Genomic DNA, 15,352 nt, shown 5'->3' with positions numbered 1-15,352 from the left:
ACCGCATTGCGGCTGTCGTAGGTCGTTCAGTTGGCCCCATGGAATGGCTTCTGGGCGGGAGAGGTTTTCATTTTCTGAAGGTAATTATTTGTTAGTTGTTGGAATACAAGCAAAAGACGACATGGACGACATAAAACCGAGCCCCGTCCTATCGCGAAAAGCCGCCTTTTTTATCCGCAAAGCGGTGGCCTTGAGCAGGATAAAAAGAGCGGTGTTCGCGATACGGACTAAAAAACCAGCCGCCTGAGTAAGACAAATACCTACTTATTAAACTGTTATCAATAAATCATTGTGTAGAACATTACCTTCTCTAATCCGTCCTTACTCATTCCAAAAAGCAAAAACCCTTAAATTTTAACACTTTTGCCGGAAGCTACTGATTTATAGATGGCTTCTACAACTCTGATGTCCCGCAACCCTTCTTCGCCGGGAGCAATCAGGGCCGTATTGTTCAGGATAGCCAGGCAATCCTCGTCGAGTTGTTTCGCTTGCTGATTCTTAATGGGAAAATCGATCTTCGTTCCGTCCGACATGCTTCCTTTATTACCCAGATAACCGGACTGGGGTTCGAGTTTCAGCCAGCCTTTTTCGTAATTCACCTGCAGATAGTTCATGTTAATCCCGAAGCTGGTCTGGCAGGCCGCCCGTGCTCCACTCGGAAAATCCAGCATGAACATCATGGTTTCTTCGACTTCCTTGTAAATGTCAGGCCGCGTCGTGGAAGCCTGAGCGATGACGCTAATGGGCTCTTCGCCCGTCGCCAGCCTTGCTCCCTGTAAGGCATACACGCCCATATCTCCCATCACTCCACCGCCGAGTGCCTTCTTTTGCTTCCAGTGGTCCGTTCGGGCATCAAAGTATCCAGCAGCACTGTTGATCATTTTTACCTTACCGAATTTCTGCTCTTTGGCCATTTTCATAACCGCCTGAATATTAGGATCGTGCTGGCAACGGTACCCGATAGCCAGTTTTACTTTATTGTCGGCACAGGCTTTAATCATGGCTTCACAATCCGCTACGGAGGGAGCCATGGGTTTTTCACAAAACACGTGTTTGCCCGCTTTGGCAGCTCTGACGACATACTCCCGGTGCATGGACGGAGGCAGCACGATGTAGACGATATCGATGTCGGGATTATTGGCAATCTGATCGAAGTTCTGGTAGTTGTAGATATTCTTGTCCGCCAGATTGTACTTCGCTTTCCATTGCTGGGCCTTGGCCGGCGTTCCCGTTACGATGCCAGCCAGATAACATTTTTCGGTCATTTGAAGGGCCGGGGCCAGTAAGTCTGTGCTGTAATACCCCAGCCCTACCAGAGCGATGCCCAGTTTGTCTTTTTTCGGTGCCGTTGCCGCCAGAAGCGGATTTCCGGAAAACAAAGTAGCCGCACCCGCCAGGGATACGGTCGTTAAGAATTGCCGTCTTTCGATTTGCATAACGGTTTTGAGTGATTGTGATGCAGAGCTTTCCGGTCTACGCCTTGCCCCGCATGCCTTCGGTTTAGATTGGTGCGAAAGTTACGTATGAAGTTAAAAAAATTGACGTAAACGACTACATAAGCCGAATCTCCGTCCAGATTAAGCAGCATTCAGCAAAACGCTATCTCTCTTTTACTTTTCAAGTATCTTGATATTTTTGAACCAGACCTCATCGCCGTGATCCTGCAACAACAGGTGTCCCTGAGCGGCATCCCCGAAATCAGGGAATCCTTTGTATTTGCTGTAATTGACCAATGCTCGCCACATCTGATTATTTCGCTCATAGTCAATGATCTTCACGCCATTTAGCCAATGTTCGACGTGATTGCCCTGTACCACAATCATTGCCGTGTTGAATTTCTGCGGGCGGTACGGTTTGGTAGTGGGGGCCGCAATCAGATCGTATAACGAACCCAGGGTCCGGTTTCCGGCCACCCCGGCCTTCGCGTCGGGATGTCTGACGTCATCAAGTATCTGATATTCACAGCCAATACCACCCCGATTGACAAAATACTTAATGCCACTGTTGGCTCCTTCAGTTAGTTTAAAATCAGCCTTGAGAGTAAAGTTTTTGTAGGTTTTGGTCGTGATAATATCACCGCCTTTACCATCCTTGAGTACTTTCAGTACCCCTTCTTCTACGTTCCAGCCTTTGGCTGGAAAAGCGTCGGAGCCAGAGCTTTTCCAGCCAGTGGTCGTTTTGCCGTCCCACAACAACTGCCACCCCTCTGCCACTTCCTGCCGGGTTAAAGCATTATCAGAATTTTGAGCCCAGGATGCGGTGCCAATGCTACACCACACCATCACTATACAGCCATACTTTTTCATACGTCAACTCCTTGCTACCAAACAAATGAACATCTTAGATTGAGTGCTTTTAAACGAAGAAAGAGGGATACCCCTCTTTCTTCGTCCCGTCCCTGCGGACGGGCTTTCGCGGATTGGAACCTAAGCTTATAAATAACCGGGATTCTGGTAGGCAGCTTTGTCAGCAGCCGGCATATCCATGTTATCAATCTGTCCCTGAGGAATGGGTCTCAGGAAGTGATAATTTTCGATTTTCCGGGTGAATTTCACGGGTGTGTGATCGCCCACATTAGGTCCACAGATCGTGTAACTAGCGGCGATTTCTTTCCAACTCTGCGTCCGTACCAGATCATACCACCGGTAGCCTTCGCCGTAGTATTCTCTCGAACGCTCGGCCAAAATGTAGTTGAGGTCAATCGTTGCGGGAGTCGCTGCAATCATGGCTGCACTGTTGTCTACTACTTTAGCCACATTGCCCTGGTTACTCCAACGCCACTTGCCCGCCCGTGACCGGATTACATTCATGAGATCACGTGCCGTTTTTCCGCCCTGCGTCGTTGCTCCTTTTACCGCTGCTTCCGCCGCAACAAAGTAAAGCTCCGAGAATTTGGCAATGTTGAACGGACGCGTGCTGGCAGCATTGGGCTGGCCTAATCCGCTGCCATTATCGGTACGGTACGGTCCCAGCTTCCAAAGGCCCGGATACACCAGGCGACTGATGCCACTGGGGGCTACTACGTAATCAGCCCGACCCGGCAATACGCCCACGCCCACGCTGCTTTTGTATACCGAATTCGAATAATCGATGGGGGTACCAGGATCCTGATCCAGGAAGGTCAGGATGGCATCGCCGGGACGAACCTGCAGGTTATTGGCGTTGTACAGAAATTCATTGGTAACCCCGGCTTTGGGCCAGTTACCCCGGTAAGCCGTTGTGAACGTACCATCATAACGGGAGTCGTTGGTTTTATCCGCAAACGTCTTGTTAAATACTTCATGCGGCGGGGCCATCCGTACCCAGGGACGACCCAGGGCCTGAGCCGCTTCCCGCTGAACGGAGTTAACGGTGCTGGGAGAACTCCAGTTGGTTTTTGAGCTGGTGATGCTGGTATAATTCCAGGTTAGCATCCAGCTGGCGAAGTTATCCGCATCACCACCACCGGCATACGTCAGGCTGGAGCCATTGAAAAGCTCGCTGGTTTCGGTATGGTCAGCGTACAGAAGAATTTCACTGTTCCGATCGTTCGTACCCACGTTTACGTCATAATACGTTTCCTGCAATCGAAAAGGTCCCGGATTAGCAATGGCCTGCGTCGCTACGTCGTAGGCTTTCTGGAAATACCACTGAGCATCGTGACCATCCGGATCCGTCCGGTTGGTTGCCGGATACGTGGGAATGTTGTTGGGGTTTTGCAGCCACCATCCGTACGTCAAATACGCTTTGGACAGGTAGAGGCTCGCCAGCGTTTTGGTTACACCGCCAATCACCCGACCGCTTACGGGAAGGTCGTTTACCGCCTTTACCAGATCCGGGAAAATTACTTTGGTATACACCTCGGGCACGGTATTGCGTTTGGAAGTCCGCAGCGTAGAGATGTTGAACGCCAATTCACCCGAGCCCAGATCGAGCGGTACACCGCCGAAGGTCTGCACCAGCATGAAGTAATCAAACGCTCTGAAAAACCGGGCCTCCGCGATGAGTGCTTCAGAAATCCCTACGGCCGTCGCATTTTCAATGACACCGTTAGCCGTATTGATGTTCGGGAAGGCATTGTACCAGATGTTGCTGGCATCACTCGCCTGGGGCGTAATGAGCTGAGTACCCGAAAGATCATGCGTCTGGAAGCCACTGCCGCCGCCGCTGGCACCCCAGGTCGCTTCGTCAGTACCCGTCATGCAGGAATTGTAGAAGTAGGCGTTTCCGAAAATCCACCGTAAGTGAGCATACATGCCCGTCAAGCCTCCGTATACGCCTTTCTCGGTTTTAAAGTATTCAGGCGTGTAAATAGCCCGGGGTTTTTCGTCTAATATTTTAGTGCAGCTTGAAAGCAACAGCGTCAAGGCCGCTACTGTCTTCAGGTTTTTTATACGTAAACGTTTCATAGTAAGTTTTTTAAAAAGTCAGATTGACACCTACGATATAGTTTCGGGTAGACGGCGTGTTCGTGCCGATGGTCAGGATACGACGCAGTGCCGAGGACAAGGGTACCGCCGCATTTTCGTTACCGTACGAGTTGGTTTCCGGATCCATCCCTGACTCGCGGTTATACGGAGAGAACATCACAAACGGGTTCTGGGCAGTGAAGTAGAGACGAAGTGTACTCATACCTACTCTTCCCAGGACTTTGTTGCTCACGTTATAGCCCAGCGTCATGGTGCGAATTTTCAGGAAAGAAGCGTCAAAGTAGCCCAGCGTGCTGCCGTATTTCGGGTTATCACCGCCGATACCACCCGGAGCAGGATATTTGGCGTCCGTGTTTTCTGGTGTCCAGTAGTCAACGCGAACGTTGTTACCAGCCCGGGCATTCAGGTTGTTCAAATAACCTGATGATCCGTAAAGCGTACTATTCAGCAAGCCACCATTTTTGAAAACGCCAACGATGTTCAGGTCAAACCCTTTGTAGGCGACGCGGGTATTGAAACCACCCTGGAAATTGGGTTGCATATCCAGAATCTGCCGATCGGATGCATTGATGGCCCGGGTGGGTGCTCCATCTGAATTGTATTCGCCCGTGTATTTTACGCGGATCATACCCGCATTGCCACCGGGTTCATAAATATTACGGAATTGATCGTTTTCCTGCCAAAGTCCAATTTTTTCGTAATCATAAATTACGTTGATCGGATGACCCACAAACCACCAGTTTCCTTCATCCCGTTGCTGACCCGAAGCCAGAGAAACCAGCTTGTTCCGGTTGGCGTACACGTTAAATCCAACATCCCAGGTCCAGCCATTTACATTTTCCAGAACTGTACCATTCAAATTGAATTCAAAACCTTTATTCTGCGTCTGACCGATGTTGGCCGTATAGCCGCCTACGCCTGAGGTCGGTGGCAAACCTACGCCCAAGAGTACATTTTTAGTCTGCTGCTCGTAAAACTCGATCGTACCGGACAAACGATTGTTGAATGCTTTGAAATCCAGACCCAGGTTGATCGTGTTGGAAAATTCCCAGCCTAACCGTGGGTTCGGAGCATTAGACACGTAGAAACCCGTAGCGTAATTGGAATTGCCAAAGTTGTAAGGCCGGGTGGACAAAAGTCCCAGCGTTTCGTAAGGGTTTACGGCCTGATTTGAGGTTTGACCGTAACCGACCCGAAGTTTCAACTGGTTGATTTTAGTAACGCCAGCCATGAATTGCTCCTTGGAAATGTTCCATCCGGCCGAAATAGCTGGATACGCATTCCACTGGTGTCCTTTGGCCAAACGTGAGGAACCATCCGCCCGGAAGGTAACACTCAGCATGTAACGATCATCGAAGGAGTACATGACGCGTCCCATGTACGACAATAATCCCCATTGGTTATAGCCCTGATTGGCAGGGTTTACCGTGATGATTCCGTCAGCCCGGCCCAGGTTATAAAACTGGAAGGCGTCGGAAGGAATATCCCGGGCACCCACGGAAGAGGAATTGAAGGTATTCTGCTGAGCGGAGTACAAACCGACCGCATTGATCTCGTGTTTGCCGAACTTGCGATCGTAGCTTAGCAGGTTTTCAATGGCCCAGTTGAGCGTATGCGAATTGCCAATACCCGCCGTCGATACGTTGAGGGGGTTACCACTGAAAACACCCTCGCCGGTATAGTTACCGCTGGTGCTTTGCCGGTAGTTCAAACCCAGGTTCGCCCGGTATTTCAGTCCGGTTACACCCGGAATCTGTACTTCCGCAAAAAGGGTATTGTAGGAACCATACGCCCGGGTCTGATCAATATAGCGGTCGCCTAACGCGTTGAATCGCTCCAGTGAAGGCACCCACTGTGGTCCGGAAGTTTGCTCCTGAATGATGGTTTTCATCGTACCATCCGCATTGTACGGATTTGCAATCGGCGTTCTGCCCAGGGCCATACCTACGGCAGGGCTGTTGTTGCCGTTGCTGACCGTAAAGTTGGAATTGGTTGAAAATCCAACCCGGAAATATTTGTTAATATCCTGATTGATCGAAGCCTGCAGCGAATAACGCGAAAAATCCTGAAGCGGAACTACGGCGTTTTCCCGGTAATAACCCAAGCCAAAGGAGTAGCTCCCTTTTTCAGAGCCACCTGAAACGTTAATATCGTGGCTGGACATAAGGCCGGTTCGGTACACCTTGTCCTGCCAGTCGGTATTCACGTCGTTGGATTCATCAATCGTGTTCTGAAATCGCTGAAGACTCGCCGCCCGCAGAGCAGCAAACTCCGGGCCATTCATCATCGGATATTTTGAAAAAACGGTTTTCGGGCCATGAAATCCATTGTAGGAAAACATGGCTTTCTGACCCCGTTTGCCCGTATTGGTCGTGATCAGAATAACGCCGTTGGCTCCGCGGGAACCGTAAATGGCCGTTGCGGAAGCGTCCTTCAGAATATCAATGCTTTTGATGTTGTTTGCATTAATATCCGTAATCGATCCTGAGAAAGGAATGCCGTCCAGAACGATCAGAGGAGCGTTATCTGCTCGCAAAGACCGCTGACCACGGATGAGGATTTCCATCGCAGCTCCGGGTTTAGTGGAGGTCTGTGAAATCTCTACCCCTACGACTCGGCCCTGTAAGGCCTGCGTCAGGTTGGCCGCGGGTACTTCCCGCATCACATTACCGGTCACTGAAACTACCGAACCGGTCACCGCTTCCTGACGCTGCGTACCGTAACCAACTACAACCACCTCGTCCAGTACCTTATCGTCATTCGACAGTATTACATCCACCACAGTCTGCGATCCGACCGCAACTTCTTTGGTGGCATAGCCTACCAGGGAGAAAATCAGGGCCGTGTCTCCGTCCCGGAGCGTGAGCTTAAAATTTCCGTCCTGATCCGTGGTGGTGCCGCGGGTAGTTCCTTTAATCAACACGTTTACGCCGGGTAATCCTTCGCCCGTGTCACCCGTAATCTTTCCTCTGATTTCTCTATCTACGGTATTTTTACGCAAAGGCGTAACCTTGAAATACGTTGGACTATTGGGTTCGGCCATACTGACCTGGGCCAGCAAAACCATCAATAATACTCGCAGCACCAGGGTTTTTATATTCCAGCTGCGGGTATTATGAATTGTAGAAAAATGATGCATAGTTTTTACGATTTAATTAGTTCACATCAGATTAAAAGAGCGAAATCTCCCCTGCCATTCCATTCGTTAGAATGTCTCTGTAACGTCAGTAAAAGGTGCGGGTAAAAAGTAAAGCGTTGTGTAGCTATCTCTCCCAATGAATGCGGTAAAGCGGGATTATTTCATCGAAGCAATGGGTTTAGTTAATACGTTCGTACAGGTTAAATCGAAAACTTTCATCGGTATACGTAACTAATAAGCACGAAATAAAAGTGATGGATAGGTTGCGTTGATTTTATGTATTCTTACAGGGACTTCTGATCAATCCCACTATTATTTGTCAAAATGACAATTTATTTTTTGCAATGAATGTCCCCGCTAAACACACCGGGAACTTCATAACTTTTCTGATATAATTTTTAACTAATCATTGAACAAATGTAGTTCTATCCGGAAGTTTTGCAGGAGAAGATTTGTGAAAATAAATGCTACAAATGTTCAAAAGTGGTCATTTTCATAAAAAATAGACTATAAAATTGGACGATACGGTACCACATCACCAGTCAGGCCGCCTGAATTATGGTATCGTCGTAAAAATTCTCACTTCGTACTAGCATCTTCCAAAAACGAACCTGAAACGAAAAGCCCCTCATCCAAGGGGTCGATACCCTAATCACAGTAATGGCATGGTATACACCAGCGAAGTTTCTGACGGAATATCCAAAGCTCATTCACGTTTCAGAGCATTCACCTGAATTAGAGTTTTGAATTTCAGGCACAGAATATGCATTAAGTTTTTTACCTACTCGCTTTTAAAGTATCAGCAACTGTGAAGGATTACATTCGTTTGTTTAATTCCTCGTGATTCTGTAATAAACCATAAAAAAAAGGGCAGGACTTTTCATAATTGAATCGTCCTACCCTTTTTTATACATTCCTTTATTACACTTTATTTAATGAATTTTCCTTTCAAATGATTCGCCTGATAATGGTACATTCCCGGAGCCAGGTTTGATACGTTAATAATCTTTTGATCGGTTTGATCCAGCGAAGATTGCAAAACGGTTCGTCCTACTGCATCGATGATGACGAGCTGTCCGGTTACTTTATTTCCGTTGAAATCAATGGTTAGAAAATCCTTTACCGGATTAGGATATACTTTCACGGATGTTAGCGTTGCCTGTTGCACGGACCGGATCATGGAGTACTGATACGCTCCGTCCAGATCGATTTGCTTGAGGCGGTAATAACGGGTACCTGCCAGAGGAGACGGGTCAACCAGTCGATAATTCAGTTCCCGTACGCTGGTACCATTACCAGCAACGAAGCCGATTTTTTCGAACGTTTTTCCATCCTCACTTCTCAGTACCTCAAAGCCAAAGTTGTTCTTTTCGGCATAGGTTGTCCAATCCAGCTGGATTCCGTTTTCAACCGCTTTAGCCGTAAATCTACCCAGGCTGACGGGCAGTGGCTGATCAATCAGTTCCAGTTCCAGACTCGCTGCCGTGGTCGGTAAGCCTGGGCTCAGGTACCCGTTGAAAGCGGCTGCGGAGGGTTGAGCACCGCTCGTAACCCGACTGAATGCGGCCACCCCATTGGTGTTGGTCAGGTAGTAACTGCCCAGGGGAATCGGGATACCCACGTACACGCCGGTACTGATGCCTGCCTGCACGGCAAGTGCCAGTTGATCCTCTTTTTTGTTGGGTGAAGGGTTTACCGCCTGTTGCTTTGAAGAAGCGATCGCACCCGAGCCTTCAAATACGATGGCTCCGGATCCACTCACCAGAACGGGTGTATTGGCAGGAATTTTTCCGGTGGTAATCGCTCTTCCTACCACTTTAGAATCGGTGTATTCCAGCGTATAGGCCTTGACTCCGTTCGGAATGTCGGCTTCAAAGGGCAGTACCAGCATTTTCACGCCGTTCAAAGTACCCTGATACGTTGCCGAAATCGCCGTAAAGCCCTGGGGAGCATAATAATCGCCTCTGCCTTCGCTGAGTTCAAGTTTCGTACAGCTTTGTCCGTTCACTACGTTGGTTTTATCACTCACGGTACTGGTCTGTACATAAAACAGACTGTTCTTATTGGCCGCCAAGGCGTGCCAGTCAGTCTGAGCGGGAATATTGGTTACATTGGTAAAATCAAGCGAGGTATATGTAATGTCTTCCAGGCAATCCATCAAGTAACTATCTGCCGCACTGTACACGCCCGAGAACTTGTAGCCCCGCTCAGTACCCAAGGCCACGTATACGTCTTTGAATTTGAAGGTCAGCCGGGAGGTGGCATTGCCACTGGTAATCCCAATGATGCCCATACAACCATCGGTCAGTACGTCTTCGGAAATATTCAGCACCCAGTTGAAATCGTTTCTTTTATCAAAAACAATACTGCCGTAATTTTTGGAATTTACAGCTCCCTGCTTGTTTACGTAATAAAGCGTCGTGTTGCTCGAAGAGTAATTAAAGCTAGAGGAAAGGCTTTCTACTTGAAATACCAACCGATTAAACTTGCCTCCCAGCGGCAAATACCCATTATTGGCATTCGTACTGGTACTAAACAATGGTGATGAATTCAGGAACGTAAAGGTCTTGCCACTAAGCTTATAGCCGGTACCAAACGCGGATGAAGTGGGGGTTTTGTTGTCAAGCTTCTCGTAATTAATCAGTTCACTGGTCATTTGAGACGGTTCGAAATCGCCGCTCTTGGAAAAAACGAGTGTAGTTACACTGGAGGCTTTGATGGTCACCTTGGGCCGATTGGTTTCCTGGGTAAAATCCACGTTGCTTTCAACCATACTTTCCGTCTGAGTCGTACTGATGGCTTTGCCTTCGTTGGAAAGAAAAGGTAAATCCACCGACAGATTATACGTATTCGAAGAAGGGTTAATCACCTGAACTACGATTTTATCGCCCGTTTCAGAAAGGTAAGAAGACCCTCTTAACTCATTGGTGTTGTCATTCCAGCTATTCTGAATGCGGGTGTACCCGGTAACGTACTTGGCGTAATGCGAAAGAATATTTCCCCGTTTGGTCATGACTCCAGTCGTTGTACCAAATATTCCATCACCCAGCGGTCCGTAATACCGTTTGGTTGCATAATGAATCCAGGCATTGACGTTGGACAGCAGGGCCTGATTTAAGTCATTGGCAAACGAAAAACCGTCAATGGACCAGTTGAAATCCCGGGAGACTCCGTTGGTGTTCCAGTTAATGAGATACTCAGTCATCCAAACCTCTTTGCCCTGAGCCTGTACATTCAGCAAACCTGACTGAATCCCCCCATACTGGTGCCCAGCGAAGATATCAAAGTGCGGCAACACCTCTGCATTGGCGAAAGCACTGGCGTAATTATTGGTAATACCTACCGTCTCGGGTGCCAGGACTTTGCACTTGATCACACTCCTATGATTTTTAAGAAAGTTGGTCATCTGATCGGGAGTCCAGATACATCCGGCATAATCAACCTGATAATCAGGCTCGTTTTGTAGTGCGATGGCTTCCAGTTCAACGCCATTTTCCCGCAGATACGTGACAAAGTCGTTGAGGTAATTGGCGTAGTCGGCGTAATGCTCCGGCTTTAGGTACACCGGCTGCCAGGCTCCGTTTGCATCCTGATAGCGGGAGGCAATGGTATTGTAGGTTTTCCACTCCGCGGGCATCGACCAAGGAGAAGCAAAAATTTTAATATTCAGGGACTGAGCCAGTTGGGCCGTTGCCAGTGCCTGCCCCCAGTTGTCTTTGCCAATGGGTATGTAGATCCGCATGATGTTGTAGCCCGCCTCACTGCCCGCTCCCCACATCTTGCGTATTTCAGCCTCGGTCATGTGGTTGTAACCAAACTGAGGACTATTGACAAAACCCCCAAAACCGGTAATTTTCTGGTACTTCTGGTCTTTGTTTACTTTCACAGTTGCCGTTCTCGACTGAGCCTGAACGGTATGGTGAAACATGGCGACTACGGCTAGCAAGACAAGCGATCTCACCAGAACAAGTAATGGTTTTTTCATAGATGGTTTATTGTAAGTAATTGTTAGTACTCAGAGGTTAATGGTTCAGGGGCCGTTCATTCAGAACGCTGAACGCTCGTTGTTGCTTGGGCAAACCACGCCACACCCGGAGGTGAACCTCCCGGCACATCGTTTAGGCCATCGGACCTGGCTTGAATTGTGTTAGCTTGAAAGGTGGGGTCTTCTGCCGTGCAGTATCCTTTGGTACGGGCGGTCTGGTCTAGGTAAAATTTTAATTCACTTTTGCCAGCGGATGCTCAGTGAGGCCTTGCGTAGTTGGGACTGCTTTCGTCCACGTGGCTTAGTCTTTCTGGTACGTGACCACTCGATTAAACCTGCATGGAACCAATAAATAATATAATTTTATCGATACAAATGTAGCGAACCTGAGCGGCAAAAGCCTGCTACAAATCGTCAAATGAATTGTCTTAATGTTCAATTACGTTCTCTGGTATACCATTACGTTCTGGACGGATCAGATTGCAACCGCCGTTCTCAGCCTGAACAGCTACACATTCATTATTCGGTCATCGTTTTCCGTTATTTATCCAGTGGTACGTTCATACGCTTACTAAAAAAAAGTCTGTAGCTGATCCGGGATCAACTACAGACTTTTTTTAGTAAACGTACTCGAAATTTTTTCAGGGTATGATCCGATCCTTTCTCAGGGCTTCAAATAAATCAAAGAAAGATGCTCGCGTAGACTGGTACGCGTTAAAACCCAGCGTACGACTTCTGGTCATATCAGTCATTACCTCCATGGGGCGTCCTAAATCCAGGTCCGTATGCCAGGGCGAGGCCAACCGGTCCAGATTGGATTCGCGAAGTCCATACCGCTGGGCTATCGCTTCCCAGGTCGCTCGATCCGCGGCCATTTCGGCCTCCAGTGGCCGGACACTTCCGTTAAAACCTTCTGCTTCAATAGTAAAATGGTCCGCGATTTGTTTCCACAACCAGCTCCAGCGGAAAATATCGCCATTGACAATGTTATAGGCTTGATTAGAAGCTTCGGGTGTAGTAGCCGCCCAAACCAGTTGTTGAGCCAATATCCGGGCATCGGTTACGTCAGAGAGTCCCGTCCACTGAGCTTCCGAACCCGGCCAGACAAACGGACGACCCGTTTCTTTACAGAGGGTCGCATACACGGCGAGCGTAGTGCCCAGGTTCATTAAATTGCCAATGGCCTTTCCAATCACCGTATGCGGTCGGTGCACACTCCAGGTAAATCCATCTCGGGCCGCAGCGGCAAAAACCTCGTCTTCCTGAGCGTAATAAAAGTTGTCAAAAGCCAGTCGGGGCTGCTCCTCCCGCAAGGGTGTTTCTGGTAAATTGCCCGCCTGTGCATAAGCCTCAAACGGCCCTAAGTAATGCTTTAACCCGGTTACCAAAGCAACGTGCTGAACGGATTGTTTTCCAGATAAGGCATTCAATACGTTACGAACCATAGTTCCATTTACCCGAATATTTTCAGCTTCGGTTTCATTTCGCATCCACGTTGTAATGAAAACGTGCGTGGGCGAAATACCTTCCAACGCCTGACCCAAGCCTTGTTCATCCAACAGATTCGCCGCCACCGGCACCACGCTTTCTACCCCTATGGAAGGGTTGCGTGCCAGCCCGTAAACGTTCCATCCCAGATCAACCAACTCCTGGGCCAGGTTACTTCCCGTAATCCCACTCACGCCCACAATCAATGCTTTCTTTTCCATGCTAGTTATACCGCTAGTTTCGCTTCAGAGACGGGCACATAATTCTGCACATCTCTGAAAAGATTTTTCACAAAGGTACCTTTCGTAAAAAGCAGGTTCTTGACCTTGGGCAAGAAATAGCCTTGATCTGGATCACCTAGTCCTGACTCCGAATCATGCGGTTTTTGCGAATACGGCTGATAGTCTCCGGAGCCAGTCCCAGATAGGAAGCAATCAGGTGTTGGGGGACGCGTTGGATCATTTGGGGAAAGTTTTCGGCCAGTTGCCAGTATTTTTCTTCGGCCGTATGCGTAATGGAACTGATGAGACGTCGGTCTTTCGTAACCAGACTATTCTGATAAAGCAATCGGAAATAGCGTTCCATCTTGGGAATGCTCGTCATCAAAGCTTCGTAGTCGTTCAGGGAAATCATTAATAACTCACTGTTCTCCAGAGCATCAATGTTGAGTATAGCTGCTTCGCCTTTTAAAAAGCTTCCCAGATCTGATACCCACCAGCCTTCCCAAGCGAAAAGATTGATATGCTCATGTCCCTTTTCGTCCACATTGTAAGAGCGGAGCAAGCCTTTGACTACAAAAGACAAATGCGTACAGACCTGACCTTCCTGAAGTAGATACTGTCGTTTTCGTAGCTTTTTGACCACGAAGAACGATTGTAGGACTTCCTTTTCCTCCGGGGTTAACTTTACTTTTTCCTGGATATGAGCGAATAATACTTCAAACATGCCTTGTCATTTTTGAATCTGCCTTCCTGAATCGTCCCCGTTTCTTGCGAACGGTGATGCGATGCTCTCGTTCGATTTACTGAAGAATGATCCCTTTCGCCTCCGTGCTTCTATCCGATAGTATCGGTCCAGAACACTCAGCCATCAACAGCACGGTTCGGTTAAGGTTCCCCTACTCGCCTGCAACCCAAAGCTGCAAAAACTTCTTTGCTGGAAATCTCCTGTACCTATCCTACGAAAATCAAATGCTGTACCCCTTTTCTAAACGCAGCTACCCAGTGAGCAGAGCAGCTTAACTGTGGCATCAAACTAACGGCTTCATGAGTCGACGATCCCTCATCTTACATAAGTGGCAAGCCAAGTAAATGCTGGGCGGAGCAAACCTTGGAACCATCTTCATTACTTAATCTGAAGAGAAGCAAAAAATCATTGAATTTAATTATGATCGATTTATGAATAACCTTTTATAAACGTCCGTTCTTAAAAGGTTATAAAAGCAAAAATGCGTAATTTTACAACTATTTCGCTCATCAGATTTTCTTATCGATTTATGCAGTACGTTGCTTATTACCGGGTATCTACCTTAGCTCAGGGAAAATCGGGGCTGGGTCTGGCCGCTCAACAGGAAATTGTACGACGTTTCGTTCGGGAAGGCGAAGTACTGCTTCAGGAATTTGTGGAAGTAGAATCGGGTAAGAAATCGGAGCGACCGCAGTTAAAAGCAGCCATTGCTTTTGCCAAACAACACCGGGCCCGATTGTTGATCGCTAAACTCGACCGGCTCTCGCGTAATGCCGAATTTATTTTTACGCTTCGGAATGCGGAAGTAGATTTTGTGGCCTGCGATATTCCCGATGCCAATACGCTTACCATCGGAATTATGGCGGTTCTGGCTCAACACGAACGGGAGCTGATCTCGGAACGAACCCGCAATGCCCTTCAGCAAAAAAAACGTCAGGGCTATTCGCTGGGCTCACCCGAGAACCTGACTTCGCAGGCGATTGATAAGGGCCGTCAGCAACGCATCGCTAACGCCCGCACGCATCAGGCCAATCGGCAGGCAGCGGAACTGGCTCGTTTGTACCGAAACCAGGGGCTCACCTACGCTCTCATTGCCGAAAAACTTAATGCAAATGGATTCAGAACCCGCAGGGGACAGATTTTTCACCCCATGTCCGTACGCAGATTAATTCTGCGACCCGAGGCCTGAAGCACCCGAAACGTAAAAGTCCCGGGTTCAGAACCCGGGACTTACGTAAGCGAATAGGTATGGGGGAATTAATTCACAAATACCATGCGAGTGGGCTTATCGGTATTGATGCTGATGTCTTTTTAAGGGTAGTTTCACCATCAGTCACTTCAATGTGGTATTGACCATCGGCCAGT

At 48.3% G+C, this 15,352-nt stretch carries 9 protein-coding genes; 2 read left to right on the top strand and 7 right to left on the bottom strand.

Annotated features, from left to right (window positions below):
* Positions 1-247 (top strand): hypothetical protein (locus BWI93_RS28195; protein ID WP_217902268.1); only part of this gene is annotated, 247 nt, incomplete at its 5' end.
* Between the two features lie 100 nt (positions 248-347).
* Here the strand turns inward: BWI93_RS28195 and BWI93_RS13405 are convergent.
* The 7 genes from BWI93_RS13405 to BWI93_RS13375 all read right to left on the bottom strand — a co-directional run bounded on the left by BWI93_RS13405 (position 348) and on the right by BWI93_RS13375 (position 13,966).
* Positions 348-1,436 (bottom strand): Gfo/Idh/MocA family protein, encoded by a 1,089-nt coding sequence (locus BWI93_RS13405; protein WP_094812118.1) that lies wholly within the window; start codon positions 1,434-1,436, stop codon positions 348-350.
* Positions 1,437-1,610: 174 nt separating this feature from the next.
* Positions 1,611-2,306, bottom strand: a complete 696-nt coding sequence (locus tag BWI93_RS13400) for a DUF1080 domain-containing protein (RefSeq protein WP_094812116.1) — start codon at positions 2,304-2,306, stop codon at positions 1,611-1,613.
* Positions 2,307-2,432: 126 nt separating this feature from the next.
* Complete coding sequence (locus BWI93_RS13395) at positions 2,433-4,388, bottom strand: RagB/SusD family nutrient uptake outer membrane protein (protein WP_094812114.1); 1,956 nt, start codon at positions 4,386-4,388, stop codon at positions 2,433-2,435.
* 10 nt (positions 4,389-4,398) lie between these two features.
* Positions 4,399-7,548: a TonB-dependent receptor gene (locus BWI93_RS13390; protein WP_233207974.1), complete on the bottom strand. Its 3,150-nt coding sequence runs from the start codon at positions 7,546-7,548 to the stop codon at positions 4,399-4,401.
* Positions 7,549-8,476: 928 nt separating this feature from the next.
* Positions 8,477-11,533 carry a T9SS type A sorting domain-containing protein gene (locus BWI93_RS13385; RefSeq protein WP_094812113.1) on the bottom strand — a complete coding sequence of 1,019 codons (3,057 nt, stop codon included), beginning with the start codon at positions 11,531-11,533 and terminating at the stop codon, positions 8,477-8,479.
* Positions 11,534-12,174: 641 nt separating this feature from the next.
* Entirely contained in the window at positions 12,175-13,242 is a 1,068-nt protein-coding gene (locus BWI93_RS13380) for an SDR family oxidoreductase (protein ID WP_094812111.1), read from the bottom strand.
* A gap of 136 nt (positions 13,243-13,378) precedes the next feature.
* The gene (locus BWI93_RS13375; RefSeq protein ID WP_094812109.1) at positions 13,379-13,966 is read right to left on the bottom strand and encodes a Crp/Fnr family transcriptional regulator; all 588 of its coding nucleotides are present in this window, start codon (positions 13,964-13,966) and stop codon (positions 13,379-13,381) included.
* Between the two features lie 550 nt (positions 13,967-14,516).
* On the opposite strand from BWI93_RS13375, the gene BWI93_RS13370 reads away from it, so the two are divergent.
* Entirely contained in the window at positions 14,517-15,176 is a 660-nt protein-coding gene (locus tag BWI93_RS13370; protein WP_094812107.1) for a recombinase family protein, read from the top strand.
* Positions 15,177-15,352: the final 176 nt, after the last annotated feature.

The sequence above is a fragment of the Siphonobacter sp. BAB-5385 genome (genome assembly GCF_002261125.1).
Lineage (GTDB): Bacteria > Bacteroidota > Bacteroidia > Cytophagales > Spirosomataceae > Siphonobacter.
The sequence above is the reverse complement of the archived record's forward strand: the minus strand, read 5'-3'. Positions and strand labels throughout refer to the sequence as shown.